The following is a 26,346-nucleotide window of genomic DNA, read 5'->3' as shown; positions in this document are numbered from 1 at the left end:
ATGAATCAATTGATAAGAAAGAAAGTACTTCGTTCCGATAACAGAACGAAGTACTTTATACTATTAGCTAAACAATAGCCGTTTTCCTTCTATTTCCCCTTATTTCGGCATATTTCATCATGAGCGGTTGATAATGGTGAATGCGTCGCGACAATAGAAGCTTCTCCTGTGTAAGCCACCAATCACGGTTATAATTTGGAATCGTAACAAGCCGCGCCTCCTCTTCATAAGAAGCAGCCACAACCGGAATAGGTCCACCGTAAATCGGATCAGGCGTATAAAGAGCACTTCCCCCTTTATAGCCGAGACTTGTACCGACGAAATTGGCGACAAGTGTGTTTGTCTGTGAAAGTCGAGCTGTGATATCCCACGTAATCATCGCATTTTCCGGGAATTTTTGTTCCATCATCTTTTCATGGAGCGACAATGTCCCGCCAAATTCACCATGCCAACTTGATGGAATAATAATGATTTCAGCATGTTTAACAGCCATGACTCCAGCTGTTTCAGGAAATGCGGCATCATACCCGACCATCATCCCGACACGACCGATTGTCTCAATATGGGTCACAGCAATGTCTTCACCTGCATGTGCCCACCGTTTATCGCTTTGCGTTAAATGAATTTTACGTGCCTTCGCGGCAATAAGGCCATTTGACGAAAGCAGACAAACGGTATTATAAAGCTGCGCTCCTGCCCGTTCAATCATTCCGAAGACGAGATGGACACCGTACTCATGAGCGAGTGCTTTCATGTCTGCCACGGTTTCACCTTCCATTGTTTCACTGAGCTTCTCAATTTCTTCTATCGATAAACTCTCTACTGGCCCTGTTAACGAAAGCTCAGGGCAAACGACGAGAGATAAAGCACATTCCTTTTTCTTCGCTGTGTCAGAGGCTTTCGCAAGAAGCGCTTTGATTTTGTTTACATTCGCCTTTTTATCAGCGATTGCTGGTGTATATTGGAGTAGCGCGGCCGTCGTCTGACTGCTATTACTGGCCCATTTTGCATATTCCCACGGTCCATCATAGAGGAGAAGCTCATGATATACATACGGTTTCCGCTCCTTTAACCGCTGTTTGGCCTCATTGTCATATTCAAAAGGGTCAATATCAGCATACAAAATGGCGCCCTCTTTCTTCGCATCCTCTTTTTTCACATACGAAGTTTCCCCAAGCTTTTTGCCCGTCGGAGACCAAATCGCACTCGCCCCGATCATATGGTAGTCCTCTTCTGTATTGGAACGGTTTGCCCCTACAATATACATCCCGTTCATTTCCGCCCATCCTTGCAGCATGGAAAGAGAACCTCCCGTTGAATTCGTCGGAAAACAAAGAATATCAGCTCCGCTAATAGCAGCGATTCTGGCTGGTTCAAAATAAGTCGAATCCATGCAAATAATCATCGCAATGTTCCCGATGGCTGTTTCATAAACAGGAATGCCCATATTGCCCCAGCTCGCCCACCCGTCTTCTGCTGCCCATTGATGTGTTTTGCGATATTTTCCAATATAGCCGTCAGGACCAATGAGAGCAGATGAATTGTAATAAAGTCCATTTTCTTCATCGACTTCTGCCATTCCAATGACAATGTGAGTTTCATAGCGTCTAGCTACTGCCTCGAACGCCCTTGTCGTTTTCCCTGGAATCGTATCGACGAACGGACGGATGTCCGACCGGCTTCCGTAATAATAGCCAGTTGTCGCCATCTCTGGTGTGACAATAAGCTTTGCTCCATTTTCCGCCGCTTCTGTTACAACTTCCAGTAACTCTTCAATGTTTTTGTTTAGCTCCTTTAAATAAGGATTGAATTCAATACTCGCTGCTTTAAATGAATGTTTAAGCATGCACACAACCCCTCCTTTTATGAAAACCTTGAAAAAACAGATGGCATTCAATATGCCACCTGTTTTTTTGCTTTATTTATACTTGAACGGCTCTTTTCGCCGCTTTACTTCCAATATGAATTTGAAAAAAAGTTTTCAATTGGACGATTAACTCTTGAAACACTTCATGCTCATGGTACATAAAGTCATTATGCTTGCCGTCAATCACGTAAAGCTGTTTTGGTTCGTTCGCCGCATGATATAGTTCCGATGACTCTTCAAACGGATGCAGTAAATTGTCTTTTCCGTGTGCAATAAAGAGTGGAACCGTTACATCTTTCACCTCTTTTTCAGCATTCATTCCGATAATAGAGTCTGTAAACTGAAGAACTGTTTGCTTTCCAAATGGCGATAGGACTGCAAGCTCTTTATCGACATAATCAGCTGTCGCTGGATCAAGCGGGTAATGAATGAACGGATCGGCCAGCTTTGATTGTCCGGTTAGTACACGTTGCTTTCGGTCTTCTTCGACCATTCGTAAAAGGTTGTTCCATTCTACATAAGAATGGATGGAGCGCAGCCATCTTTCCCCATTGTAAAAGCCATTTAATCCAGCAACAGCCCGAACACGCTTGTCTCTTGCCGCGACACGAACAACATTGGAAGCACCCATGCCCCAGCCAATTAATCCGATGTTGTCTGCATCCACTTCTTCTTGCAGTGAAAGGAACGTAATCGCATTTTGAATATCTTCCACTTGCTCATTTAAAATTACCCGACCTTCTTCTCCTTCGCTTTTCGCGAAACTGCGATAATCGAACCCTAAGCAAATATAGCCTGCTTCCGTTAAATTGCGGGCAAATAATTTCGGATAAAATTCATTGAACCCTTGGTAGCCCGAGTTCGGAATAATGGCAGGGCGTTTTTCCCCCTGTTTGTAATCATCCGGAAAATACAATGTCCCATCTAGTTTATATCCTTCACTATAAAATTGAATGTGGCGCTCGATCATCTTTTTCTCCTCCAATATCATAAAAAATGAATTTCACTATTACATTCTTGCAAGGAGTGTGCCAACTTCTAAACTTAAGTGAACCTTTGAGGGATTAAGGGGGAAAGAACTGCTTGTGAACGCCCTTCCATTAAATAAAATGATGTCAAATAATGAAGTAAAATATATAGAAAAAGCGGAGAAAATTCCGTTTTATAGAATACAAAACAGAAATAAGATGGAATAAATTAGATTAGTTGTCAAAATTTTTTGACTAAAGTTTCGAATATTTTGACAACATTACATCCTCAATAAAACATTATGAAAAAGAAGCACTAATCCCCCTTCCCGTTTTTTGTTAAAATAGACTCAAGGAGGGTTTGTAATTATGCATATCTTTTTTCGGATTTGGAGGAAGTTGAGCAAATTGAGCTTTGCGACGATTTTGCTCCTTTCGGCGGCTATCATTTCCTTTGGAACATTTTCCATTCATCTGTTGGAGCCTGAAACGTTTCCGACGCTGTTTGAAGGGTTATGGTGGACAATGACAACGTTAACGACAGTTGGATATGGGGATTATTATCCGCAGACAACAGCAGGAAGGCTTGTCGGGATGTTTCTATTTTTATTTGGAATCGGGATTATCGGACTTTTGTTGTCGAGATTAGTTGACTCAATTTCAACATACAATCGATTGAAAACGGAGGGAAAATTAGTGTACAAACGCCGAGATCATTACATTTACATCGGATGGTCAAACAAGACGAAAGATGCCATCAAAGAAGTGCTCGCCACAGAGCCAGAGGCGGAAATCGTCCTCATTGACACCCTTCCATCCGTGCCGTACGAACATGAACAAGTTTTTTACGTTCAAGGGGACCCGTCAGATGAATCGACGTTATTAAAAAGCAATATTTTGCATGCGAAAAGAGTGTGTATTTTTTCTGATTCATCCATTGACAATTCCACTCTCGCAGACGGCAAAACATTGCTTATTGCGGCAGCGGTTGAAGGGATTTCGCATACATATGAACAAAGTATCCATACCATTGTGGAGATTAGCAAAGAGAGTCATATTACGAAGTTCAAACATATTAAAGTCGATGATTTCATTTTATCGAATGATTCCGTTTCCCGCTTAATGGCTAAGGCTACGCTTCATCCAGGAACGACAAACATTTTCCGTCAGCTGCTTAGTAAAAAATACGGCAGCAACATTCACGAAATTCGCCCGCAGTCAGAATGGAAAACCGTACGCGATGCTTATTTAGCGCTGTTCGAACAAGGAGTTGTTCTTATTTCCATTAATGAGGATATGAATTTTTTAAGCGACAAAGAACGACCTTTGCGACAAGAGGATACACTGTTTATCGTTTGCGAGGATAAAACGGCGGCTGGATTAGTGTAACAGCCCTATCATCGCTCATTTTTCAAATAACAATGTAAGAACATAAAAGGAGAACACAACATGAAAAGCATGCCTGCTGCTTTAAAGCAAAAGCTCAAACAGTATGACAAAGCAAACCAAAAAGCGAAAGAGCTTCATCACGAAATTTCCATGATGATGGATCAATACGGTGTCCCTTATGAACACCTAACTGGAATGCACGAACTAGGGTGCTACGAACCGACTACGGAAGCCCTGACGTTTATTCATAACTGTGAAGGTGACATAGAAGAGAACATTAAAGAAATTGAAAAAGTCTTTTTATATTTTGCGAATAAAGAGAATGAATAGGTTGATGTTTAAGTGAGGACCTCAAAAAGACAGACCAAAATTGAAATTTAGTCTGTCTTTTTAGTGTTTAACCCTCACATATTTAATGCGGGACTTCTCCCCTTTGAAACTGCTGATGCACGAGCATGCGATAAAAGTCATGTGTGTTCATCAGTTGTTCATGTGTGCCGATTCCAGTCACTGTGCCGTCTTGCATGACGACGATTTGGTCAGCTTTTAAAATCGTTGACAGTCGGTGTGCGATAACAAAGGACGTTCTTCCCTTCATGACGGTGTCTAACGATTGCTGGACGAGCTTTTCGGATTCACTGTCGAGGCTTGCGGTCGCTTCGTCAAGCAGCAAAAACTGTGGGTTGCGTAAAATCGCTCGGGCAATCGCAATTCTTTGGCGCTGGCCGCCAGATAAATTAATCCCCCGCTCCCCGACCATCGTGTCATATTTTTGCGGAAAGGCGTCAATGAAAGTATGCGCGTTAGCAAGCGTCGCTGCTTCTTCCACTTCTTCATCTGTCGCTTCTCGGTTCAAACCGTACGTAATGTTTTCCCGAATCGTTCCCGCTAGCACCGGAGAGTCTTGCGGCACATAGCTAAACAGCTCTCGCCACGTCCGAAGCTGAATGTGTTCGCTTTTTGTGCCATTCAATAAAATTGCCCCGTCTGTCGGCTCATAAAATCGCTCCATCAAAGCAAACAGCGTTGATTTACCAACACCGCTTGGACCAACAAAGGCGGTTACTTTGCCTGGTTCTGCGGTAAAATCAACATTTCGCAAAATTGGACGATCTTCTTCGTAGCCAAAGCTGACGTTTTGAAAGGCGAGCACACCAGCAGATACATCTGTTTTCCCCGTTTCGTACTCTTCTTCTTGTTCATCTAAAATATGAAAAATACGTTCTGTTGCCCCTTTCGTCGTTTGAAAGCTTGTGACGAAACGACTTAAAGAACCGACTGGAACCATAATTTGAAACAAATACAGCACAAAAGCAACAAGCTCCCCTGCCGTAATATCTCCCTGACTGACACGAAATGCCCCGAAGCCGACGATGGTCACGAGCAGCCCCGTCATCGTCGCGCTCATTAATGGCGATAAAATCGCTTCAATTTTCGCTTTTTGAAGCCCGAATTGAAACAGCTTCGCAAACGATTCTTTTCCTTTTTCAAATTCGGTTTGTTCTGTATTGTATGCTTTAATGAGTCTAATTTCACTGAGCATTTGCGCCAAAAAGGCAGTCAGTTTCGACATTTGATCTTGCTGATTTCGCGATACTTTGTAAATTTTCCGCCCCATTGGCATCACAATAAACACCATCACCGGAATGGCCAGCAATAAGATGAGCGTCATCGGCACGTCTAACGTGAACAAAATGCCGACCGCAATCGTAATCGACAGCAAATTCGTAATAAGATCAATCATTTCTGTCGACAGTAAATTCATCACGATGGTTGTGTCATTTGTAATCCGGCTCACCATTTCACCAGAACGGTTACGGTCATAGTAAGAAATCGGCAATCGGATGAATTTTTGCCAAACGGCGGTACGGAGCCGCTCAACGACTGTTTGACCGATTTGCGCCAATAAATAAAGCGAAAAGGCGCTTGTAACAATTTGAATAATAAATAGGCCGATCACCTTCCAAATAAGATCGGACGGTAAACCGTTGGAAAAGGAATCGAGCAATTGCCGCATGAACAGCGGAATCGTAAGCGAAATACCTGTATTCACTAACGATAATAACAGCGCCGTCAAAAATAGACCCCTCGGCGGATTCGTCAATGCCCAAAGCCTTCGAAATGGAAAAGTTGGGTTCTTCTTCATCTGTAACTCCTTTGTCTGAAACATCAGTAGCTTTCATTCTATCCTACTTATTGTTCCCATCGCAAAAAAGAAGCATCGTGTTTTTTGAAGTATAGATATTCTACTTAATCACTCAACACAACTTCATTTGATTCAAAAACATTGACAATGGGTATTCAGACCACTTGAAGGGGCACCTAAGCGGATGCCATATAAAAACGCTTAGAGAAATCTCCAAGCGCTTTTTTCCTTCTGTTCTTATCCACTTACTCCTCTACCCTCGCTCAATGATTTTCAGGGTTGATTAATGACACCATATTTTTCTCTTTTTCAAACAGGCGGTTCTACAAGATTAGTATTTATTTACTTGCATGTTCAGCTTGACAGATGCCCGGTCATCTTCCCATTGCACTGATACCGGATGTTCAAAAAAACCGGAAAGCGGCTCTTCCTTTAGCACCTCTTTCGTATCTCCCGTCTTGTATACTTCTCCACGGCGAAGAAGCAATGTCTTTGTAAACACCGGCATAATTTCTTCTAAATGGTGTGTAACATAAATAAGCGTTGGACCATCGGGTTGCTTGGCTAATTCGTTAACACTTTCGAGCAGCTTTTCTCTTGAGAACAAATCAAGTCCGTTACATGGCTCGTCCAATATTAAAATAGCCGGTTCCGCCATGAGTGCTCTTGCAATGAGTAGCTTTTGTTTTTCTCCCTGTGAACACGATGCATACGTACGATTAACTAAATGGCTGCATTCCATAATATCCATCAGAGAGAGCGCCCTTTTCAACTCTTCTTGCCTAACCTGTTCATACAAGCCGATGGATGCATGCTTCCCACTGATGACGACTTCTTGCGCTAAATCATGTCCATAAAGCTTTTCTTGCAAAGATGAACTGACCCACCCGATAGATTTCCTCAGTTCTGGCAAATTAGCTCTACCAAAACGTTGGCCAAGAACTTGAACGTGTCCCTTTGTCGGCCAAATATATCCGTTAATAATATTTAATAATGTCGTTTTTCCCGATCCATTCAAGCCGAGAAGCGCCCAATGTTCGCTCCTTTTCACTTGCCAACTGACATTATTAAGCAAATAAGCTTCTTCTCGTTTCAACGATATTTTTTCTATATCAATTACATCTTCCACAGCACGAATCCCCCTGTTTTCTACCCTTTTCAAGTAGACTAAAAATTTAAAATCTTCCATTTTATATACATTATTATATGTAAAATTAACTTTTAAAGGAAGGATTTCGCTTTAGCAACCAGGGAAAACGTTAAAAGAGCGGCTAATTCACATAACAACAAGCCCCCCTTTTAAAAAGGAAGGCTTGTTAGTTAAAGTATATCTATCGTTAGGTTTATCTCATATTAGGCTTCTGGAAATAAACGTTTTAACGCCTCTTTCATTTCCGGCTTCACGTTAATTTTACTGCGTGCTGCCTTTGCTTTTTCTTCTGCTTCTTCTAACGTTTTTGCTTCTCCAAGCGCAAGCAATGTTCCGATGGCTACTGTGCCTGTGCGGTTGCTTCCGCCAGCACAATGGAAATAAACCTTTTGGCCATTTTCATATGCTTTCACGACTTCGTTTACCGCTTTTTGAATGGATTCATCTTGCTGTTTTGCATCATCGACAATCGGTACGTGAATGCGCAGTTCAGGTGCTTGGTGCTCCATTTCTTCGGCACGCAAGTCAAAAATAACTTCCGCTTGTTCCTTTTCCATCATGTTACTTACAGCGTCTGCTCCACCAATGAAAATGCGATCTTTAATTAATGCTTGATAGTTATTGTTTTCCATCGATTACTCTCCTGTTTTCGCGAAGCGCTCAATACGCTCGTTAATTTCATCACGTACACGTTGGAAAAATGCCCATTTCTCTTCTTCTGTGCCTTCTGCTTTAGCCGGGTCATCAAAGCCCCAATGAACACGTTTCACATATGGCGGTGTTACTGGGCAATGATCCGCTGCATGGCCACATAATGTGACAACTAAATCTGCACGATTTAAAATGTCTTGGTCAATGACATCCGATGTTTGATTGGAAATATCGATGCCTGCTTCTTTCATCGCTTTTACGGCATTTGGATTTAATCCGTGTGCTTCAAGACCAGCACTGCGCACTTCCCACTCATCGCCTAAATGATGTTTCGCCCAACCTTCTGCCATTTGGCTGCGGCAAGAGTTTCCTGTACATAAGAAGTAGATAGTTTTTTTCTCCATGTTGTTGATCTCCTTTTATGAAAAATTTACATATATTATGCGATTAACAATAACCAAATGTATAGCCCTAAAAGGGTGATAAATAACGTTGGAATCGTTAAAATAATTCCTGTTTTAAAGTACGTCCCCCAGGAGATTTTTACTCCTTTTAATGAGAGAACGTGTAGCCATAATAAAGTGGCCAATGAGCCGATTGGCGTAATTTTCGGTCCTAAATCTGACCCGATGACGTTTGCGTAAATTAACGCTTCCTTCATCGTCCCTGTCGCATTTGTTGCTTCAATCGCTAAAGCGTCAATCATAACTGTCGGCATGTTGTTCATGACCGATGACAAAATAGCGGCGATAAAGCCCATTGCCATCGTTCCAACAAACAATCCTTGGTCGACAGCCATTTGAATGACATCTGCTAAAACATTCGTTAAACCGACGTTACGCAAACCGTATACGACGACATACATTCCGATGGAGAAAAAGACGATGGCCCACGGTGCACCTTTTAGCACTTTGTTTGTATGTACCGCAGGGCTTTTTCTTGCCATAAGCAAGAAGAAAATCGAAACGATACCCGCAATAATGGAAACTGGAATGTTCAAAAATTCACTTACAAAATAACCCATAAGCAAAATACCTAGAACCATCCATGATAAGCGAAACATTTTTTCATCGCGAATCGCTTCTGCAGGCTTTTTCAACTGAGTTAAATCATACTTCGTTGGAATATCCTTACGGAAGTATAAATAAAGAACGATAATACTCGCTAAAAGCGAGAAGAAGTTCGGCACAATCATGCGCGAAGCAAATTCAGAAAAGCCAATGCCAAAGAAGTCTGCTGATACGATGTTTACTAAGTTACTGACTACTAATGGCAATGACGTTGTATCGGCAATAAATCCACTCGCAATAATAAACGGAAAAACTTTCGCTTCTTCCAGCTTCAATGCCCGAACCATCGCTAGAACGATTGGAGTCAAAATTAACGCAGCTCCGTCATTCGCAAAAAAGGCTGCCACAAGCGCCCCAAGAATGGATACATAAACAAACATGCGGACACCATTCCCACCAGCCGCTCTCGCCATATGAAGCGCGGACCATTCGAAAAAGCCAATTTCATCTAAAATTAATGAGATGATAATAATGGCGATAAATGTTAACGTCGCATTCCATACAATTTGTGTTACCGTTACTACATCATGAAAGTCCACAACACCGAGCAATAAGGCGAGCAGCGCCCCGCCGCAAGCAGACCAGCCAATTGATAAATTTTTAGGCTGCCAAATGACGAGCGTAAGTGTCACTAAGAAAATCAATGATGCTAAAATGATAGATGTCAATGTACAAACCTCCACTACAATTAATCACATGTAATACGCAATCCTTGTCTTTTCAATTCTTCTAAACGTTCTTCTTGACTTGGGAGATAATCTAGCAGGCTTTGTACAAAATCATAATGTTCACTTTCTCGATTCATGGAATAGTGAATCCACTGCCCTCTCCGGGTTTCTTTCACCAGCCCCGCATCCTTCAGTTTGCGTACATGCTGGCTAATGGCCGGCTGACTCGTCTGAAAAATAGCGACAAATTCACATACACAATATTCGTTGTTTTGCAGCAGCTTCATCATCGTCAATCGAGTTTTATCACCAAGCAGCTTTAAAATTCCTGCCGCTTTTTCCATTTCAATCTTTGATTTGACTGTCACCTTTCGCTCACCTCCTAATCCATCATGATTATATAACAATACACTTATATAAGCAAACATTTATTTCAGACAACATTTTATACAAAAATTTGAATTTCCACCATTTTACCTAATGACAAATGTTGTCTAAAAGGGTAGAATCCTTTTGTTGATAAATATTTTAGTAGTTTTCGAGAGGAGAAACGCTGTGAAAAAATTTCGTGTCTTTTTAGCAGGACTTGTGACTGCCACTTTACTTCCTTTTAACGCTGCTTTTGCTGCGGAAAAAACATTGGATATGTACATTCCGGAAGATGTTGATTCAGAATTAGTTCCATTTGCTTACGAGGAAATGGATGATTTTATGTCGGCTGATATCATTGATGGAACCGTTGATGAAGAAGGCTATGTATATGTAAAACCTTACGACAATATTACACGTGCCCAGTTCGTGAAAATGCTCGTCAATGCACTTCAATTAGAAAGTAACGGAACGGCTAAAACGTTCTCTGATGTGAAAGCAACAGACTGGTTTGCCCCTTATGTAGATATTGCAAGCAGTCTTGGCATCGTCAATGGACACAACGGCGAATTTCAACCATACGCAAAGATTAAACGTAATCAAATGGCCGCTTTTATTCACCGCGCGGTAAAAGCAGACGTGACGTTCAATCCGATTGGCAAAACGTTTACCGATGTACCAAAGGACGAATTTTACACGCCGATTCATGAAGCAGCCGCAAATGGAATCATTAATGGCTATGGCGATACATTCAAACCTTATGCTTTAGCAACTCGCGCTCAAGGGATTTTGATGATCCACCGCGCAATGAACCAACAAACATCGGACCTTCCGAACGAAGAAGAGCTGGAAAGCTTTTTACGCAACCATATTCTTGCTGAAAATAACGCAGCAGAAATGATGGATATCCCTGAACTAACAAAGCTATATAACGATCACACAACAGGTTACTACCGTGCATTAGGCCTTGATTCCCTCACAATGTATGAAGACATCTATGGGGAAGAAATGAGCATGACGCCAGATGAAGAGTTCAATGTTGAGATGATTTCCATGAGCAATCATTATGCAAAAGTAGAAGTGACCGATATTCAGTATTATATGGAAATGACATTCGGTACAGACCGCTTTACGATGGATATTGACATGTCTGGTGTGTATTCTTTAAAGAAAACGAAAGACGGCCAATGGAAAATTTATAACTTCATTCCTTACGATGAAGATGTAGAAGACATCCCATTTTTAGCTGTTAACTAACACAACGAGAGCACAAATCGCTTACATGCGGTCTGTGCTCTTTTTTTGTCCTTCTCTCCACTCTTTCCTTATACAAGCTCTTGCTCCCACGCATATACTAAAGCGTACAAGGGAGGTGAACAGAAATGGTCTTTATTTTCGGCTCTGTGAAAATTGGCAAAGTGGAACGAGGCGGGATTGTCAACTTCGGGAACTGTTCTTCCATCCCTTTGCAAGCAGACAGCTCTTCCGCCCATTCTGACACGCCAACACTGTCTCTAATCCCACCGCCTTCAGCCAGTGCCTCCGCCCCGCTCATTTTTCCTTCAGAATGATTGACGTCCTCTAAAAAACAGCTTCCGTACGTCAAGAAGCTGTTTTCATAATTCCCCACGGCGTCTTAATTTATATTCAAGGAATATCCGCTCTAAAAACTGGTTCAGCTGCCGTTCGATTTGTTCCCGCTCAGTTGGACTTGCTGCTTGCATGATTTTCTTTTTAAGTTCTTTTACATACTCCTTTTGTTCTTTTGTCAAATGTTGTGACAGCATCATTCCGCTCCACCCCTTTTTCTCTTATTGAACCAATGAAACGAAAAAGAAGCAAAGGAATTGTTAGCTTTCCTGACACACAATTATGAAATAAATGGGAAAAAGGCTAACTTACCCTTTACATCTGAGACATTGGTGGAACCGTATCATGTACATATGGAGGGGCTGGCGCAAGCTTTGGCTTTTGACCGTACGGACCTGGCTGATCGACATAACGGAACATTGAACGCCCATCCATACTTTGACCGTTTGCCCAGCGGCCTGTACTGCTCGCCTCTCCTCTTGATAAATTATACAAATCATAGGAAACCGCTTGTTTTTCAAACTGGCGCGGGAAAGTCGTCGGCACGACAATATCCCCTTCCCGCTGTTCAAGTTCAGCAATTGCTGCTGCCCACTGGTTTTGGTGAGCCGTATCACGGGCAATTAAAAAAGAGAGCATATCTTTTACACCTGGATCATCTGACATTTCATACAATCTGACCACTTGAAGGCGACCTTGCGATTCCGCGTTTAAATTAGCCCGAAAGTCAGCGAGCAAGTTGCCGCTTGCGATCGTATACTTTCCGTTCCAAGGATTCCCTACACTGTCAGCAGGAAGCGCACCAAGTCCAGCGACGATGAAATGCTGTGGATTCATGCCGCCCATAACCGCTGCTAATGCAGGGTCACTTGCATACGCTTCTTCCTGCATGTTCACTGGTGCTCCCTCAAGCAAACGGGCAATCATCGTCGCCAGCATTTCGACATGCGCAATTTCCTCTGTACCGATGTCATAAAGCAAATCTCGGTATTTAGCATCTGCCCGACAATTAAATGCTTGAAACAAGTACTGCATCATGACCGATATTTCTCCGTATTGGCCGCCGAGCACCTCCTGAAGCTTTTTCGCATACAACGGGTTCGGACATTGGGGCTTAGCAGGATATTGCAGTTCTTTTATATGATAAAACATGCGTTTTCCTCCTTTAAATAGGCCTACGTTGAACATCATATTCAGCTCCCTACCAAAAGAGCCTGCTTTTATGACTGAACTATTTTTAATCATTGTACGAAAGACAGCACGTTGAAATGTATATAATGAAGATTTTCACGATTGCCTTATCACCTTGTATATCTTTAAGCTTGATGAACAAAATACAATTTGACATTTCCACCTATACTAAATTAAAATGTAACCATTAAAGTTACAGGTTGACGACACCGCACACTTTAAAGGAGGAATAAACATGATTTATAACATTACAGCTGCTACGGGGCAATTAGGTACGTTCATTACAGAAGAAGCGCTCAAACATATCCAACCAGAAGAACTCGTTCTTTCTGTTCGTAATCCTGAAAAAGCCGAGAGTTTTCGTGCAAAAGGTGTGACCGTTAAAAAGGCAGACTATCAGTCAGAACAAGAATTAACCGAAGCCTTTACAGATACTGATATCCTCATTTACATCCCTAGCATTACGTTTCCGAATTTGCCGAAATTAGAAGAATTTGAAAATGCGGTTAACGCTGCTGAAAAAGCGAAAGTGAAGCATTTTATATCCCCTTGCCCCTTATATACCAGAATTAGTCGAAAGAAAACGACTCGTTTACCCTGCAAGTGACGGGACAATGTCTTTCACTTCAAGAGAAGATCTCGCCAAAGCTATCGTGCAAATTGCTATAAAAGAAGAATTGCACGGTCAGCGCTACACACTAACAGGCACGAAAGCTTATTCGATGGAAGAGCTCGCCCATGTGATAAGCAGCGTAAGTGGAGAAAAAGTTGTATATGATCCGATGAGTGTCGAGGAATTTGCTGAAACGTATGACCAGCCTAAGGGCTTTGGCACTGTGCTTGTTTCTTTATATGTTGCTGCCGCTCAGCATCTTATGGGAGAAGTCACGAGTGATTTCAAACACATTACAGGAGCCGATTCAGAAGAATTAGAGCATTATTTAAATCGAACATACAAAAAGTAACAAAAGACGGTCTGAAAAAATCCCTTTTTTTCAGACCGTCTTAATGAAATGAGCCCTTCCGCTCAAGAAACCGAACAAGTCGCTCGAAAAACACGACATTAATCCACATAATCATTGTATAAAATAGACCTGAATAGTATAATTTCCATCCTTTATACGTAAACAAATGAAAATATACCGAGATAGCCTCCAGCACGATTAACAAAATCGAACAACCGACGATGAACCATACTTTATTCGGCTTGAACGTTTTATACACATGCATAAGAAATAACACAAATCCGGGATAAACAAGATTTTGCAGCAAAATATCGGCCGCTTCCCCGCTATTTCGATCCACCGTATCATAAAAATCATACGGCGGCATCGCTAAAAAATAGTCTCCGATGGTTGTCAGCTGTAAATTAAAAAGCGAGATACAAATCATTTCTGTCCAAAGAAACGTTCTATGTTTCACCGTAACATAATAAACACATACACAAACAATCACGGTAATGGCTAAGGTAAACCATTCATTTTCGTCAAATTGCTTCGGCAAAATTGGTTGAATGGCATCTTCATATATATTCCTCATTCTTTAATCATCTTTTCTTTTCGCAGAATGTGTGGCACTCGCTCGACAAACAGCAGCGAGCATGACAACACTATCATCGCAAACACAAAATCGATCGATGGATACCAGCTCTTTCCTTCTGACTCCAATAGCCCCGTTAAAAGCAAGATTTTCTCAATCCCCACTCCGCCTGCTACCCATAAAAAACAAACACTGACTTTCGCAGACAACGCATGAGAGCCGCGCATGAAATAAAACACCCACATCAAAAGGACAGGAAAAATGATGCCATACTGCAACCTGACCGCCCAAAACGGCAAATGCTCCTCCACCACTTTTAAACGTTGATACGGCGAAGAAAGCATAAAAAAGAATTGCTGGACAATATAAGAAGTGAAAAGGAAGTAAATAAAAATTTCTAATGAATCAAAACGACGCCTTAGTAGACTTAACGACGCAAGCAAGACTATCGTCAATAAGCCTATTACGAAAAAAATCATGAATGCATGTCACCTGCCATCATTTTTAATCATCTCCATGGCCTTTCTCCCAAAACAGGCAGCTTTACCAATAACGTGTGCTATTTTTCATTAATCTATCCCGTCACGAGAAAACTCAGCCACTTTAGCGCAACAAAAAAAGATTAAGGATGGTCCCTAATCTCTCGTGCGACAAAAGCTTCAACTTAGTCCACTAACAGTTGGTTTTCTTTTGCTTTCAGCGCAGATTTTTGCTTGTACATCTCTATATCGGCCGCCTCAATCATCTCATCCAACGTCACGTTCACTCCAGATTGATATGGATACAATCCATAGCTGACCGAAATACGATACGGTTTATCGGAAGAGTGATTTCGTTGTTCAAACATTTCTGTTATGTTCGTCCATATTTTTTGAACATCGGAAAGTTGTTTATGGAAGAAGACCACCATAAACTCATCTCCGCCAAACCGGAAGAAAACATCATGTTCGTCAACGTGCTGTTGAAGAACCTCACAGGCTGCTTTAATTAACTCATCCCCTTCAGCATGACCGAACGTATCATTGACTTGCTTCAAATTATTAACATCGATAAAACATAACACAAACTCCATATCGTGTGTTTTCGCCATTGTTAATGCATTGTCCAACATCTCGATTCCGCTTCTTCTATTCATAAGCCCTGTCAGCATATCCGTCAAAGCGTATTCTCTAAGGTCTTCCTCTATTTTTTTGAAATCCGTGATATCGGTTATCCCCGTCAAAATATGCTTTTCATCGGCATAATCAATTAATTCACAATTAATCGAAATCCATATTCGTTCACCTGAAGCAGTTTTTTGCTCCATAATATGATTTCGAATGCTTTTCGTTTGCAACAGTTGTTCTATAAGAGTACGTCGCTCTTCTGGCTTTTTATAGAAAAGTGCCGCTTCAAAATCATCCATTCCCTCAAACACAGGCTGATATAATTCTTTTGCCTGTCGATTCATTAACACTAGCTTCCCTTCCTTTATCGTTGTAAGAAACAAAGGATAGGGGTTAACGTCAAACAGTCTCCGAAAGTTTTCTTCGCTTTCTCTCAGTTTTAGTTTATTCATGAAATCATTTTTTCGATAAGAGAAAAAAGCGAGCACCAGTAAGAATGCGACGATTACGGTGAAAGTTGTATTAATTTGCTTGGTCAGAAGTGTATACGCATCTTGACTCATAATGGAAAGTCCTACAAGAAAAATCGTATGATTCAGTAAAAAAATAACTAATAAATGCTTTGGACGAACGTGAAAAATGACCGCCGTACAAATTAAAATAATAACATATGCATCGATATTCCCCGTTAACCGCTGACTGTTAACAGAAGCAAGTGCCCCCGATAAAATATAGAAGGTAACATATGCATTAATCACAAAAACAGACGAGCTCGAACTCCAAACAACCTGCTTTCTTGTCGTGATATAGTGCAAGCCTAAATATAAAACCGATACTAAAAAGCCCGCTAAATGAATCGCTGTCAATGTCCACCAAAATAGACGATCATCAATGTCGGGCAAAACGATAAAGTCGATGTAAAAATAGTATGGATATAAACACACTAAAAAAATGGATACCATTTTAATTCGATGCAGTAATATACGATTATTTTCCGTATAAAAATCACTGCTATTGCCTGACTCACTTAGTTTGAATAGATTGATCAAGCGATTCGACAGTTGCGGAAATCGATAAGCAAGAGCACGCAAAAAAATCCAACCTTTACATTATTCTTTTTGTCATTTTAGCATGATATTTCCAAAAAGAATATCTTTATTTCCACGTGCTCTCTTCATCTCTTGACAGGCAATTTGTTTACAAATGTTACTACTTTCTCCTTTTTTAAGCTGGATGGAAAGTTGGCATCAAACTTACACTAACAGTACTAACAATTTGTCTCGCTTAAGAAAGGAGGTTTCGCCTTGACTTTTATCGATGAACTATATGAAGCGTATAAGCATCAACTGTCCGGGCAAGCGATTGACGCCGAGCTTTTAGCTGCATCCGTGCTTGATGAACTGAATCGCGAAGATATCTTAGACTTGCTTCGTGAGTTGAAAGATGAAGAGTTATTCGGTTTATTCGGTCTGTATTTAATCGACAGCCTCAAACGAAAAATGCGTAAGGACAAAGTAAGCCGACAGCCCTTTTACGATGATTATACTCCGAAAACCATTCATTAAACTGATGGAAAGGGTGTTTGACACGAGGTTGTTTCCCTCGTGTCAAACACCCTCCTTTGCTTACTTCTCGTAGCCCTTTTGCGGAATGTGCAATTCTTTGTCCCCTTCTAATTGAACGATTCCGTCACTTGATCCTGCCATGTATACGTCGCTTACTTGCTCTTCTGTTACATTCATATGGCCAGTAGCCTCTTCATTGTGCGACAGATGCCCTGCTTTTTCATTGTTCATCGGCATATTCGCTTTCTTGTTTTTCATGTTCCTTTCCACCTTTCATAAATGATTACAATATGTAGGATTGGTTAAATTGAACGCTTTTATGTTGAAAACCATTTCTTCACTAAATAATAACTGTATATAAAAAAAGTCGTCGCCCATACTATTTGCGTATGACCAACAACGATGTGGAGAGGATGACATTCATGCAAAACAATCAACCGATGAACAATGGCCAAACACATACGAATATGCACACAGGGCAAGTACCACAACAGATGAACCATGGCGGTCATGAAATGTTTGACGTTCACGAGCTTTTAGCTGGAACGATTAATACACTCGATCAATATATGATGTTCCGCCAATATGTTCAAGACCCCGAGCTCCTGGACATTTTAGATCGCCAATATGAGTTTATTCAAACGGAATATAATACGATGGTAGAGGCATTTACGACTGGTCAAAAGCCAACCGTCTCCACGAAAGTTTATATGATGAAACAAAGCAATGATTTCGTGTACGGCTTAAAACCGTCTCAACCAAAGAAGCCAAATCAATCGCTTGCTGATATTAAAGACCAAGGTATTTCCGGCCATATGCTCGGACTTATGAAATCAAGTGCTGGATTAAAAGCGATGACTGCCTGTGAGATGACCAACCCCGTCATGCGACGCGTCGTCGCAGATTCCATTCCGAACTGCATTGAAATGGCGTATGAAATTTCGTTGTATCAAAACAAACGTCATTATTACCAAGTACCACAGCTTGCCCAACAAGATATGCAGCAAATGCTGAATGCCTTCGCTCCTGCCCAAGGACAGCCGCAAATGCCGCAACCGAACAAAAATACGATGCATTAACGTACAAAGGGAGTGTCTGAAAAGAGAAACACCACCTCTTTTCAGACACCCCCATCTTCTTTACTTTTCTAACGATTTATGGACCGCTTCCACAGCATGAATCAAAGCAGTATCAAACAAAGGAATTGACACATCTTCTTGTTTAATTAATAACCCAATTTCTGTACAACCTAAAATGATGCAGCACTTTATGCATCGTATTCGTACAAATCACAATAAAGTCAGCCCCTGCTTTTTCTAAAGAAGATGCCGCTTCTCCTAATTGTTTACCGGCACTTTCCCAATCTCCTTCAGCTTGATGCCGTTCAATCTCGCTAAAGTCCACACTATATAAGAGGCATTTCGCAGAATGCAAGCCGCCTAATTGTTTTTTCACTTCTTCGTTCACTATTCGGTAATACTCCGCTGAAGACTCCCAGCTCATTCCACCTATAAGACCAATCGTTTTCATTCATCTAAAACTCCCTTTGATTTTTGAAACTATCATACTTTCTTTTACCTATAAAAATCAATCTAGAACATTCAAGTTGTCTCAATCAATGATTGGGATGCTTTTCGAGGGAATGTATACTCTCTCTTGGGGAGCATGTTTTTATACTATACATTTTCATTTAGAACATAGTTTAATTTAAACGAATAAATTTTTACACTGTTATGTCGTTGCAGTTTCTTCCGATATCCACATATTAACTAAAAATATAATGAAAAGCGTTCGGTGTCACTGCCCATTTGTTCAAAAAAAAAGAGGTGCCGCAGCTACCTCCACTATTAGACTCACATCCCTGTTCATGCAACAAATGTGGCCTCTATTATCCTTGAATGTCTTCATCACTTTTGTATTCTAAAATATCTCCAGGCTGACATTCCAAAGCCTTACAAATCGCCTCTAAAGTGGATAATCGAATTGCTTTTGCCTTTCCATTTTTCAATATAGAAAGATTAGCCATCGTGATCCCAACCTTCTCCGAAAGTTCCGTCACGCTCATTTTTCTTTTAGCTAACATGACATCAATATTTATTATAATGGCCATTGTTTCCACCTCACACAGTTAAATCATTTTCTGATTTTATATCAATTGCTTCTTTTAAAAGCTTTTGAAGAACAGCAGCAAACACTGCGATTACCATAGAAGCAAAAGCAGGAACTAACCCGATAATGATTGCGCCTGGGGCATCGTCTAGTTCCGCTATGAGAAAAACAAATGGCTCAATTACGATATATACGATACTAATTGTAATGGCACATTTCTTTATAGCCTTTAAAGCTTTTACCGATAATTCCGAAAAAGCTTCATGTTGGTCAATATAAATCAAAAGCTTAAAAGCATGATACAATGCAATAAAAAATGGGATTGATGAAATGTACATACCAATCACAATTGGATACAGTATATAGGTATAATTAGGATTTATTGGATGATTAAGTAACCAATACAACCCAATTATACCTAAAGCAAGAACCGGCGTTCCAATAAGAAAAACAGCTATCTTTAAAAATAATGTTGTTCCTCTTTTCATAAAAAGCACCTCACTGATTTATTCTCACTTTGAATCTAACATGAAATTTATCGTTTTACAATAAAAAATTATTCTTTTGAATTATTTTATTATCGTTATAAAATTGTTATTTTTATTTCAGGCAACATAAAGCCTCAAATCCTTTTCATGATAAATGATTCAACCAACCAGCCTTTTCGCTTTCAAACACTCCTTCTCATCAAGAATATACTGATTGATTTTTACCCTCTGTTAAAATTATTGTCATGAAAAAAATCGAGATGCTGAGTGAATTACCCTTTTGAAACCTATAGACAACACGAAAAAGGACATGGATGCCCATGCCCCTTTCCTGTTATTTTAATTGAGCTGTTCTCGTTAAAAACAGTGCAAATTGACCTCTTGTTACTTGATCACCTGGTTTGAAATAGTCTGTAGCAATCGTCACTTTGTTGTTAGCCAGCATATTGATGCTGTCGTAAAACTCACTCGACTTGCTGACGTCTTTAAACGCATAATTCGTGACAGACGGCTTGTACCATTTTGCATAAGAGCGCGTCAACACTGCCGCCATTTGCTGTCTCGTTAAAGATTCATATGGACGGAAGGCTCCGCCTTTCCCCATGATTCCGTTCGCTTCCAAAATGACCATCTGCTCATAAAATTCATCGTTCGGATCAAGGTCTGTCGACTGTACCTTATATCCTTCTGGCTTCGTTAATCCAAGCTCATTTACAAGAAGTTTAGCTGCCTGGCGTCTCGTCAGCGAGCCTGCGGCTTATACGTCCCGTCCGGGTATCCATTTAGCACGCCTTTCGACTGAAGGTACGTAACCGCAGACGTCTGTTCTTCGCCCGCTTTCAAATCAGAAAACACACTCACATCCCCTTTTCTTACATTTGAAGACGCGATATACCCTTCCACGCCATTCCCCTTTACTTTATACATCGAGTAATGGTTCGATTGGCCGTTTTGTTCTTTCTCGTAAGGTCCACTAACAATTTCAACCGGCGTGTAATGCGGTACCGTTGTCGTCACATTTCCATCGACACCATCCCGTACGTTCGAGTAAGAGGCTTGATGATTAGTCGTATAGACAACATCCCCCGCTTTATACACTTGAGTTGACGGTGTATTCAACTCAGGCCATTCATAATTCAGCTTGTCTTTTGGAAAGCTCATTAAATATGGCTTGTCCGGATTTGGATATTCCACCACGAACCCCGGAAAGTCTTTTACATCGCTAAAGCTTCTATCTTTAATGTGCTGAAACACTCGATCTTGATACGTTTGGTCGCTCAACTGCGGGTCATTTTTTTGTGACAATCCGTTATATGCCATCACCGCAAAATACCAGTTTTCAAGAATCATAGGATCGGCATCATTAACTTTGGGAATGTGACTGTAATTCCATTTGCTCTTTAAAATTCTTGCCCCAACATCGATATTGTATGCCGTATCATATTTTAACCGCTCAATATCCGCTCGTTCTTTCAGCATTTCAGCCAAATCCTCTGCCGATGCGGTAATTTGCATCATCCCAATGCCGCCATCTCCCGTCACAAGCGGTGTACCATCCTCATTAAATTGCATCATTTTCGTCTCAGCCATCGCAATAGCTTTTAAAATTTCAGGAGGAATCCCATATTTAATCGCTGTTTGCGTCAATAATTCTTTTTTCTTCACATATGAAAGTTCCTCACCAACAGACTGCTCAGCTGAAGAAACGGCCTCGGCCTGTGCATTCGTGCTTGTTGGAACCGAAACAATCGTCCCCATCCAAACACTCGCTGCCAATAAAGAAATCGCTGTTTTTTTCATGATTTACCTCTCCTTTCCCACCCTATCATTCTACCATAAACTGTTAGAATCACTAAATACCAGCCTACCAATCTAGCATAATCAGGAAAAAAGCCCTGTCCAGAATACCTCTCCCTAAGCGAATCGCACCTCCCCCACAAAGGAGGTATCTCTGTTTACGTTTTGAAAAATTGACATCACCAGCTTTTCATCTGTTCAATCTCTTCATCTTCCACTCCATAACGCCCTCATCCCCATCTCATAAAAAAACGTTCACAATCGGTTATCCAGACCTCTCGACTCCACCCCTAAAGGTTCACCTAAGCAAATGGGACATGACGGCTCTTTCGTCATGTCCCATTTTCTAGATCGATCTATCCTTAGTGGCATTGCATGATGAGCCATGATTGAGTAAAATCTGTTGCCTCCAGCCCCTTCTTCGGTACACAGTAATACAACATCCCCACATCGCCCCAAAGCATATTCAAATTCTCCTCATCCGTATCCACTTGAAACAAAAGCGTCCACTCTTCTTTGTTTCCGGAATAATACTCGCACTCTTCCAGCACATCATTTTGCACTTCCCACGGAATACCGCCCATTTGATGATGCGGGTTGTAGCCATTAAACTCCGTCAGCAAATCATCAAGCCGGTCATATAATGCATCATCTTCTGGCTCAATGTCGACATAAGCGAGGCGTTCTCTTCGCTTAAATGTAATCTGGCATTGCGTATACACATCTGGTGCCTGTACAGTAGAAGGCGTAAGCTCCTCTATTTGTCCGTCAAAATAAAGAACGCGCCAGCCATCTTTTTGCTCCTTCTCTCCCCAAATAATCGCGTTATCCTCTTCTGTATCATCCGCATTATCATAATAAAAGAAATACAGCATCCCGCTCATTGGCAGAGAAAACTGCTCTTTCCATTCCGGCTGCAGTTCCGTTAAATTCCATTGTCCAATAAAATTTAACGGATAGCCGTGATACATCGGATACTCCCAGCCGCTCGGCAAGTCAGGATTTCCCCCCATCTTTGACGTCCCGACCGGCAAGGAAGGCGCCGGAGTTGGCATTATCGCTACACACGAATACAAACTTGATTCGATCTCGCGTTGAAATGCCTGCAATCCATATTTCTCCACTAATTCATGTAATATTGCTGTCATCATTATCACCCCAACTATGTAAAAAGAACATTTGTTCCACCTTTATATTAGTCTAGTTCCATTTCTTTGTCACGTCTTTTCGATTCATCGACAGCAAAAAAAAAGAATGCCGCATGAACAACTACCTGTCCATACGGCCTTCCTTATTAGAAATGTATGACGAAATTAGTCTTCTTCGTCGCCGAAGAAATCGTCAAAAAATCCGCCTTCTTCTTCTCCTTCTACTTCGCCGAATGCCTCGTCGACGCCGTCCATCATTTCATCCATCATTTCCGCTACGAGCATCCCGCCGAATAATCCAGCCGCCATGCCGCCAATTGCTCCACCTAACCCGCTCTTATGATGGCCGTGATGACCGTGACCAAGACTCATGCGGTGTGATTGATATAAATGCGCTTGATCAAGCGTTTCTTCCATAATTTGCTTCAATGTATCCGCCAGTTTTTCCACATCTTCCATCAATGTGTTGGACAAGAAAATTTCACGCTTTAGCTCGACTTCTCTACCGAATGACGGCACATCAAGCTCCAATAAAATTCGAATACCGTCTTGTTCAATCGCCGCTTCAAATTCTACTTCCTGCACGCGTCCAGCTAAAAAGCTTGTCGGGAACCATTCAAATTCCTGCTTATAGCCGTCAAAATCTCCAGAACCGTGCTTTTCACGGAAGCCGAGACGACTGAATGCATCAAATAGCGTATAAAAATGAGCCGGTGCTAAAATGCGGATGGTATCATGGTCAGCACTGTCAACACCGCCAGCAATATCTAAATGTGTTTTAAAATGATACGACACATTGCCTGCTGAAATCGGCAATCCTTCTGGAAGCTTATATGTAAACGGAAATTCTTTCGTTTCATTCGCATGAATAACGAACGGCTGGACAACGGGAATCGTTGCAAGCTTATGTGTGTATGTTTGCCCTTTTTTAGACACAACTTGAAGCCAAAGCTCAACCGCAATGCTGTTCATCTCCTGCTCGACCGTACCACCTTGCACACGAATCGTACCGTGGACAATTTCATTCATCGTATATTCCGGATTTGGCAGCATTAAATCTACCTTTGCAGAACCGACACCAAGTTTTGCCATAAATTTTTTAAACATGTTTTCTCCTCCATTTTTACAACAAAATGATTTCTATTTCATTATACGAGATACTAAGACTTTTGTTTCATTTTCTTCTATAATAAATTGATCTGGCAAATTCGACATAACCAAAGAGCGGTCATGCTGGATTTGCTAAATAAGAAAAAAGACAGATTAGTCGAGTCTCCACTTTTCAAGGAGAAGCGTTCGAACAGCCTGTCTTTTTTCTTTAATGTTAAAGACCGATTGATTGCTTTGTCCGCTTTTTCATATAGGACGGCTTCACTTCTGCAATTAAGATGGCGGTCATAATGAGTATAGCTCCAACAACCATGCGGGCAGTGAGTACTTCGTGTAAAAACAGAACAGACAGCACCATCCCGAAAAACGATTCAGTTGATAAAAGAATGGCTGCCTTTGCAGCGGTTGTGTATTGATGGGCCGTATTTTGCAGTAAATAAGCGATTGCGGTAGAAAAAACAGCTAAATACACAATCGAATACACCGCTTCTTTTTCGATCGCTGACGGGATGTCACCTTGAATGAGCACGACCGCTGCACTAATGAAAGCGGCAGTAAGAAATTGAACAATCGTCAATGAAATCGCGTCTTCTTTTTGAACAAATAAATTTGTATAAAAAATATCAAAGGCAAAACCAACTGCACAGGCAAGTGTCAACAAATCCCCGATGTTGAGCGTCATTGAGCCTTGTAAGGATAAAAAGCCAATGCCGACAATCGCTACCACTGCTCCTATCATTTCATACCGGTCAATTCGGCGTTTGTAAAGAAGATACGCAATAATTGGTACAATAACCACATTCACCGCTGTTAAAAAGGCGTTTTTCGATGGAGTCGTATATTCCAACCCAACTGTTTGCAGTGCAAAGGCTATGTATAAAATCGCTCCTAAAATCGCCCCTTTCCACACGACCGATTTTTTAAAGGTTTTGATTTTATAGCCAAATAACGCGGTCAAAATACATGTTGCTAACACAAACCTTCCTGCCATCACTTGGTAGGCTGTTAAATACTCTAAGGCAATGGCGGTGACAACAAAACCGCTTCCCCAAATAACCGCTGTGATAAGCAGCATGGCGTCACCCATATATGTTTTCATTTCGTTTCCCTCCTGACTACAATAAGAATAGCACGGGCGAAACGACTATAATTTAATAACAATTCCAAACTTTTATACTTATTTTTGGACGGATTCCAAAACACCGCCCGTTCCTTCTAATTCTTTATGCAGCAAATACAGCTTCACTGCTGCGGATAAATGTGCATAAAATAAAAGCTCATTGCTGCTTGGCTCGATTAATTGACGAATTTTCGCGAGACGATAACGAATGGTATTTGGATGACAATAATGCGTAACAGCCACTTCCTTCACATTGCCTTGTTTGAGCACAAACGTGACAGCGGTATGCAGTAAATCTTCATCGACCTTTTCGTCTAAAAGCGGCCCTAAATATGTATTCACATAACGATAAGCAAATCCGGCATCCTTCCGGTAAAGCTCCATAAGCAGCTTATCTGAGGCAAGCTGTTCATAGCGGCAAGTTCCTACACCGGTTATTCCTGCCATCACCCGCGCATAATAAGCTTCCCGCACCGCCAAATGCAGTTCTGTATGTGTCATATACCCTTCACTATACCCAATTGTCCACTCATCTGCAGACATTCCATAAAGGGCCATCCATTCTTTGACAAGCTGTTCAACTGGAAAGGATTCCGATGAATCGGTGACCAACATGAACACACTTTGCTTATAGGCACAAACGAGCCCGCACTTTGGAAAAGAATGAAACCGGAAAAATACATCCATCCATTCAGAATCATGACATCCTTTCCTTTGAATGTTCACCGCTGTTACATATTTCTCAAACGGCTCATTCAATTCATGCAAAAACGAAAGAAGGTCTTTTTCTGACACTTCCTCTTCAATGAAAGCTTTCATCGCCTTTTCGAAAAAAAGCTCCCGATCGCTTTGTCTAATCCGGTTCATCACTTCAAAAATAACTTCCTCAAAAAATTCATCCCCGCCAAAGCATAAAATCGGGAAACGGTGCTCATTGGCCAATGCGAGAACTTCTTGTGGCAACTGTTGAAAAATAACTGGTTTATATGCTAACGCGCTAACCTTTAGTTCAATCAGCTTTTGTACCATATCGATTAAGCTTTCCGGCTTTTCTTTCGCAAATAATAAGCTGCTGAGGACAAGGCTATGAGGATTGAAGGCAATGTCTCTCACTTGTTGAATGCCTGCTGCAAATTCAAAATCTAAAATTTCAATGCTTTGAATGTTATTGTTTAATGCGCGGCTGCCGGCTACAACGGAAAACTCTTTTAACGCAGGCAGCTCTAACACACTCTTTACGGTCAATCCCATAAACATAACCCTTTCTAAACCTATCGATCTCGTCGTTTTGCTTCTCTATACTGA

General features: G+C 41.2%; 30 protein-coding genes and 1 pseudogene. 7 read left to right on the top strand and 24 right to left on the bottom strand.

Going from position 1 to position 26,346, the window contains the following annotated elements:
• Positions 1 to 67: 67 nt before the first annotated feature.
• Both ACXAEO_RS09365 and ACXAEO_RS09360 read right to left on the bottom strand, forming a co-directional pair.
• On the bottom strand, positions 68 to 1,846 hold the full coding sequence (locus ACXAEO_RS09365) for a nitrilase-related carbon-nitrogen hydrolase (protein WP_474880194.1): 1,779 nt from the start codon (positions 1,844 to 1,846) through the stop codon (positions 68 to 70).
• Positions 1,847 to 1,922: 76 nt separating this feature from the next.
• On the bottom strand, positions 1,923 to 2,837 hold the full coding sequence (locus tag ACXAEO_RS09360; protein ID WP_474880193.1) for an alpha/beta hydrolase: 915 nt from the start codon (positions 2,835 to 2,837) through the stop codon (positions 1,923 to 1,925).
• 367 nt (positions 2,838 to 3,204) lie between these two features.
• Between ACXAEO_RS09360 and ACXAEO_RS09355 the strand changes: the two genes are divergently transcribed.
• Positions 3,205 to 4,224: an ion channel gene (locus tag ACXAEO_RS09355; RefSeq protein WP_474880192.1), complete on the top strand. Its 1,020-nt coding sequence runs from the start codon at positions 3,205 to 3,207 to the stop codon at positions 4,222 to 4,224.
• Between the two features lie 60 nt (positions 4,225 to 4,284).
• A complete protein-coding gene (locus ACXAEO_RS09350; protein ID WP_474880191.1) occupies positions 4,285 to 4,554 on the top strand; it encodes a hypothetical protein in 270 nt (89 codons plus the stop codon).
• Positions 4,555 to 4,636: 82 nt separating this feature from the next.
• On the opposite strand, the gene ACXAEO_RS09345 is transcribed toward ACXAEO_RS09350, so the two are convergent.
• The 6 genes from ACXAEO_RS09345 to ACXAEO_RS09320 all read right to left on the bottom strand — a co-directional run bounded on the left by ACXAEO_RS09345 (position 4,637) and on the right by ACXAEO_RS09320 (position 10,253).
• On the bottom strand, positions 4,637 to 6,370 hold the full coding sequence (locus ACXAEO_RS09345) for an ABC transporter ATP-binding protein (protein WP_474880190.1): 1,734 nt from the start codon (positions 6,368 to 6,370) through the stop codon (positions 4,637 to 4,639).
• A 331-nt stretch (positions 6,371 to 6,701) separates the two neighbouring features.
• Complete coding sequence (locus ACXAEO_RS09340) at positions 6,702 to 7,499, bottom strand: ABC transporter ATP-binding protein (protein WP_474880189.1); 798 nt, start codon at positions 7,497 to 7,499, stop codon at positions 6,702 to 6,704.
• 224 nt (positions 7,500 to 7,723) lie between these two features.
• A complete protein-coding gene (locus ACXAEO_RS09335) occupies positions 7,724 to 8,152 on the bottom strand; it encodes a protein-tyrosine phosphatase family protein (protein WP_474880188.1) in 429 nt (142 codons plus the stop codon).
• 3 nt (positions 8,153 to 8,155) lie between these two features.
• Positions 8,156 to 8,575: an arsenate reductase (thioredoxin) gene (gene arsC / locus ACXAEO_RS09330; protein ID WP_474880187.1), complete on the bottom strand. Its 420-nt coding sequence runs from the start codon at positions 8,573 to 8,575 to the stop codon at positions 8,156 to 8,158.
• 35 nt (positions 8,576 to 8,610) lie between these two features.
• Complete coding sequence (locus ACXAEO_RS09325; RefSeq protein ID WP_474880186.1) at positions 8,611 to 9,909, bottom strand: arsenic transporter; 1,299 nt, start codon at positions 9,907 to 9,909, stop codon at positions 8,611 to 8,613.
• 20 nt (positions 9,910 to 9,929) lie between these two features.
• Positions 9,930 to 10,253 (bottom strand): ArsR/SmtB family transcription factor, encoded by a 324-nt coding sequence (locus ACXAEO_RS09320; RefSeq protein WP_474884063.1) that lies wholly within the window; start codon positions 10,251 to 10,253, stop codon positions 9,930 to 9,932.
• Positions 10,254 to 10,464: 211 nt separating this feature from the next.
• On the opposite strand from ACXAEO_RS09320, the gene ACXAEO_RS09315 reads away from it, so the two are divergent.
• Positions 10,465 to 11,535 carry an S-layer homology domain-containing protein gene (locus ACXAEO_RS09315; protein WP_474880185.1) on the top strand — a complete coding sequence of 357 codons (1,071 nt, stop codon included), beginning with the start codon at positions 10,465 to 10,467 and terminating at the stop codon, positions 11,533 to 11,535.
• 97 nt (positions 11,536 to 11,632) lie between these two features.
• Here ACXAEO_RS09315 and ACXAEO_RS09310 read toward each other — a convergent pair whose 3' ends face one another.
• The 3 genes from ACXAEO_RS09310 to ACXAEO_RS09300 all read right to left on the bottom strand — a co-directional run bounded on the left by ACXAEO_RS09310 (position 11,633) and on the right by ACXAEO_RS09300 (position 13,020).
• Positions 11,633 to 11,908, bottom strand: a complete 276-nt coding sequence (locus tag ACXAEO_RS09310) for a hypothetical protein (protein ID WP_474880184.1) — start codon at positions 11,906 to 11,908, stop codon at positions 11,633 to 11,635.
• Positions 11,895 to 12,068 (bottom strand): hypothetical protein, encoded by a 174-nt coding sequence (locus ACXAEO_RS09305; RefSeq protein WP_474880183.1) that lies wholly within the window; start codon positions 12,066 to 12,068, stop codon positions 11,895 to 11,897. The genes ACXAEO_RS09310 and ACXAEO_RS09305 overlap by 14 nt, the downstream gene beginning before the upstream one ends.
• Before the next feature lie 115 nt (positions 12,069 to 12,183).
• Entirely contained in the window at positions 12,184 to 13,020 is an 837-nt protein-coding gene (locus ACXAEO_RS09300; protein ID WP_474880182.1) for a manganese catalase, read from the bottom strand.
• A gap of 274 nt (positions 13,021 to 13,294) precedes the next feature.
• Here ACXAEO_RS09300 and ACXAEO_RS09295 point away from each other — a divergent pair, with 274 nt between their 5' ends.
• Positions 13,295 to 13,666 (top strand): NAD(P)H-binding protein, encoded by a 372-nt coding sequence (locus ACXAEO_RS09295; protein ID WP_474880181.1) that lies wholly within the window; start codon positions 13,295 to 13,297, stop codon positions 13,664 to 13,666.
• A 7-nt stretch (positions 13,667 to 13,673) separates the two neighbouring features.
• The gene (locus ACXAEO_RS09290) at positions 13,674 to 14,024 is read left to right on the top strand and encodes a Rossmann-fold NAD(P)-binding domain-containing protein (RefSeq protein WP_474880180.1); all 351 of its coding nucleotides are present in this window, start codon (positions 13,674 to 13,676) and stop codon (positions 14,022 to 14,024) included.
• Between the two features lie 40 nt (positions 14,025 to 14,064).
• Here the strand turns inward: ACXAEO_RS09290 and ACXAEO_RS09285 are convergent, their stop codons facing one another.
• From ACXAEO_RS09285 to ACXAEO_RS09275, 3 genes are all read right to left on the bottom strand, one after another.
• On the bottom strand, positions 14,065 to 14,598 hold the full coding sequence (locus ACXAEO_RS09285) for a hypothetical protein (protein WP_474880179.1): 534 nt from the start codon (positions 14,596 to 14,598) through the stop codon (positions 14,065 to 14,067).
• Positions 14,595 to 15,077 carry a hypothetical protein gene (locus tag ACXAEO_RS09280; protein WP_474880178.1) on the bottom strand — a complete coding sequence of 161 codons (483 nt, stop codon included), beginning with the start codon at positions 15,075 to 15,077 and terminating at the stop codon, positions 14,595 to 14,597. Before ACXAEO_RS09280 ends, ACXAEO_RS09285 begins: the two co-directional genes overlap by 4 nt.
• Before the next feature lie 185 nt (positions 15,078 to 15,262).
• Positions 15,263 to 16,795, bottom strand: coding sequence for a GGDEF domain-containing protein (locus tag ACXAEO_RS09275; RefSeq protein WP_474880177.1), 1,533 nt, complete (start codon positions 16,793 to 16,795; stop codon positions 15,263 to 15,265).
• A gap of 213 nt (positions 16,796 to 17,008) precedes the next feature.
• On the opposite strand from ACXAEO_RS09275, the gene ACXAEO_RS09270 reads away from it, so the two are divergent.
• The gene (locus ACXAEO_RS09270) at positions 17,009 to 17,269 is read left to right on the top strand and encodes a DUF6154 family protein (protein ID WP_474880176.1); all 261 of its coding nucleotides are present in this window, start codon (positions 17,009 to 17,011) and stop codon (positions 17,267 to 17,269) included.
• A 60-nt stretch (positions 17,270 to 17,329) separates the two neighbouring features.
• On the opposite strand, the gene ACXAEO_RS09265 is transcribed toward ACXAEO_RS09270, so the two are convergent.
• Positions 17,330 to 17,527, bottom strand: a complete 198-nt coding sequence (locus ACXAEO_RS09265; RefSeq protein WP_474880175.1) for a YozQ family protein — start codon at positions 17,525 to 17,527, stop codon at positions 17,330 to 17,332.
• A gap of 164 nt (positions 17,528 to 17,691) precedes the next feature.
• Between ACXAEO_RS09265 and ACXAEO_RS09260 the strand changes: the two genes are divergently transcribed.
• Positions 17,692 to 18,348: a spore coat protein gene (locus tag ACXAEO_RS09260; RefSeq protein WP_474880174.1), complete on the top strand. Its 657-nt coding sequence runs from the start codon at positions 17,692 to 17,694 to the stop codon at positions 18,346 to 18,348.
• Positions 18,349 to 18,408: 60 nt separating this feature from the next.
• Here the strand turns inward: ACXAEO_RS09260 and ACXAEO_RS09255 are convergent.
• From ACXAEO_RS09255 to ACXAEO_RS09215, 9 genes and pseudogenes are all read right to left on the bottom strand, one after another.
• Positions 18,409 to 18,799, bottom strand: a pseudogene (locus ACXAEO_RS09255) (aspartate/glutamate racemase family protein).
• A 358-nt stretch (positions 18,800 to 19,157) separates the two neighbouring features.
• A complete protein-coding gene (locus ACXAEO_RS09250) occupies positions 19,158 to 19,379 on the bottom strand; it encodes a helix-turn-helix domain-containing protein (RefSeq protein ID WP_474880173.1) in 222 nt (73 codons plus the stop codon).
• 10 nt (positions 19,380 to 19,389) lie between these two features.
• On the bottom strand, positions 19,390 to 19,866 hold the full coding sequence (locus ACXAEO_RS09245; RefSeq protein WP_474880172.1) for a DUF2975 domain-containing protein: 477 nt from the start codon (positions 19,864 to 19,866) through the stop codon (positions 19,390 to 19,392).
• A gap of 334 nt (positions 19,867 to 20,200) precedes the next feature.
• Complete coding sequence (locus ACXAEO_RS09240) at positions 20,201 to 20,488, bottom strand: S-layer homology domain-containing protein (protein ID WP_474880171.1); 288 nt, start codon at positions 20,486 to 20,488, stop codon at positions 20,201 to 20,203.
• A gap of 119 nt (positions 20,489 to 20,607) precedes the next feature.
• Entirely contained in the window at positions 20,608 to 21,666 is a 1,059-nt protein-coding gene (locus tag ACXAEO_RS09235) for a transglycosylase SLT domain-containing protein (RefSeq protein ID WP_474880170.1), read from the bottom strand.
• A gap of 359 nt (positions 21,667 to 22,025) precedes the next feature.
• Positions 22,026 to 22,811 carry a YwqG family protein gene (locus ACXAEO_RS09230; RefSeq protein WP_474880169.1) on the bottom strand — a complete coding sequence of 262 codons (786 nt, stop codon included), beginning with the start codon at positions 22,809 to 22,811 and terminating at the stop codon, positions 22,026 to 22,028.
• A gap of 165 nt (positions 22,812 to 22,976) precedes the next feature.
• On the bottom strand, positions 22,977 to 23,918 hold the full coding sequence (locus ACXAEO_RS09225) for a sporulation protein (protein ID WP_474880168.1): 942 nt from the start codon (positions 23,916 to 23,918) through the stop codon (positions 22,977 to 22,979).
• A gap of 217 nt (positions 23,919 to 24,135) precedes the next feature.
• Positions 24,136 to 25,020: a DMT family transporter gene (locus tag ACXAEO_RS09220; protein WP_474880167.1), complete on the bottom strand. Its 885-nt coding sequence runs from the start codon at positions 25,018 to 25,020 to the stop codon at positions 24,136 to 24,138.
• Between the two features lie 78 nt (positions 25,021 to 25,098).
• Positions 25,099 to 26,292 carry a PucR family transcriptional regulator gene (locus ACXAEO_RS09215; protein ID WP_474880166.1) on the bottom strand — a complete coding sequence of 398 codons (1,194 nt, stop codon included), beginning with the start codon at positions 26,290 to 26,292 and terminating at the stop codon, positions 25,099 to 25,101.
• Positions 26,293 to 26,346 lie beyond the last annotated feature (54 nt).

Source organism: Bacillus sp. ABA4_010 (assembly GCF_056159105.1).
The sequence above is the reverse complement of the archived record's forward strand: the minus strand, read 5'-3'. Positions and strand labels throughout refer to the sequence as shown.

Coding starts and splice junctions, on each gene's coding strand:
- ACXAEO_RS09220 (WP_474880167.1), bottom strand. CDS start 25,020: ATGAAAACATATATGGGTGACGCCATGCTGCTTATCACAGCGGTTATT.
- ACXAEO_RS09250 (WP_474880173.1), bottom strand. CDS start 19,379: ATGGCCATTATAATAAATATTGATGTCATGTTAGCTAAAAGAAAAATG.
- ACXAEO_RS09290 (WP_474880180.1), top strand. CDS start 13,674: ATGTCTTTCACTTCAAGAGAAGATCTCGCCAAAGCTATCGTGCAAATT.
- ACXAEO_RS09345 (WP_474880190.1), bottom strand. CDS start 6,370: ATGAAGAAGAACCCAACTTTTCCATTTCGAAGGCTTTGGGCATTGACG.
- ACXAEO_RS09320 (WP_474884063.1), bottom strand. CDS start 10,253: ATGGAAAAAGCGGCAGGAATTTTAAAGCTGCTTGGTGATAAAACTCGA.
- ACXAEO_RS09230 (WP_474880169.1), bottom strand. CDS start 22,811: ATGACAGCAATATTACATGAATTAGTGGAGAAATATGGATTGCAGGCA.
- ACXAEO_RS09215 (WP_474880166.1), bottom strand. CDS start 26,292: ATGGGATTGACCGTAAAGAGTGTGTTAGAGCTGCCTGCGTTAAAAGAG.
- ACXAEO_RS09305 (WP_474880183.1), bottom strand. CDS start 12,068: ATGATGCTGTCACAACATTTGACAAAAGAACAAAAGGAGTATGTAAAA.
- ACXAEO_RS09335 (WP_474880188.1), bottom strand. CDS start 8,152: ATGGAAAACAATAACTATCAAGCATTAATTAAAGATCGCATTTTCATT.
- ACXAEO_RS09365 (WP_474880194.1), bottom strand. CDS start 1,846: ATGCTTAAACATTCATTTAAAGCAGCGAGTATTGAATTCAATCCTTAT.
- ACXAEO_RS09225 (WP_474880168.1), bottom strand. CDS start 23,918: ATGTTTAAAAAATTTATGGCAAAACTTGGTGTCGGTTCTGCAAAGGTA.
- ACXAEO_RS09300 (WP_474880182.1), bottom strand. CDS start 13,020: ATGTTTTATCATATAAAAGAACTGCAATATCCTGCTAAGCCCCAATGT.
- ACXAEO_RS09285 (WP_474880179.1), bottom strand. CDS start 14,598: ATGAGGAATATATATGAAGATGCCATTCAACCAATTTTGCCGAAGCAA.
- arsC (WP_474880187.1), bottom strand. CDS start 8,575: ATGGAGAAAAAAACTATCTACTTCTTATGTACAGGAAACTCTTGCCGC.
- ACXAEO_RS09235 (WP_474880170.1), bottom strand. CDS start 21,666: ATGAAAAAAACAGCGATTTCTTTATTGGCAGCGAGTGTTTGGATGGGG.
- ACXAEO_RS09280 (WP_474880178.1), bottom strand. CDS start 15,077: ATGATTTTTTTCGTAATAGGCTTATTGACGATAGTCTTGCTTGCGTCG.
- ACXAEO_RS09245 (WP_474880172.1), bottom strand. CDS start 19,866: ATGAAAAGAGGAACAACATTATTTTTAAAGATAGCTGTTTTTCTTATT.
- ACXAEO_RS09355 (WP_474880192.1), top strand. CDS start 3,205: ATGCATATCTTTTTTCGGATTTGGAGGAAGTTGAGCAAATTGAGCTTT.
- ACXAEO_RS09360 (WP_474880193.1), bottom strand. CDS start 2,837: ATGATCGAGCGCCACATTCAATTTTATAGTGAAGGATATAAACTAGAT.
- ACXAEO_RS09350 (WP_474880191.1), top strand. CDS start 4,285: ATGAAAAGCATGCCTGCTGCTTTAAAGCAAAAGCTCAAACAGTATGAC.
- ACXAEO_RS09260 (WP_474880174.1), top strand. CDS start 17,692: ATGCAAAACAATCAACCGATGAACAATGGCCAAACACATACGAATATG.
- ACXAEO_RS09265 (WP_474880175.1), bottom strand. CDS start 17,527: ATGAAAAACAAGAAAGCGAATATGCCGATGAACAATGAAAAAGCAGGG.
- ACXAEO_RS09295 (WP_474880181.1), top strand. CDS start 13,295: ATGATTTATAACATTACAGCTGCTACGGGGCAATTAGGTACGTTCATT.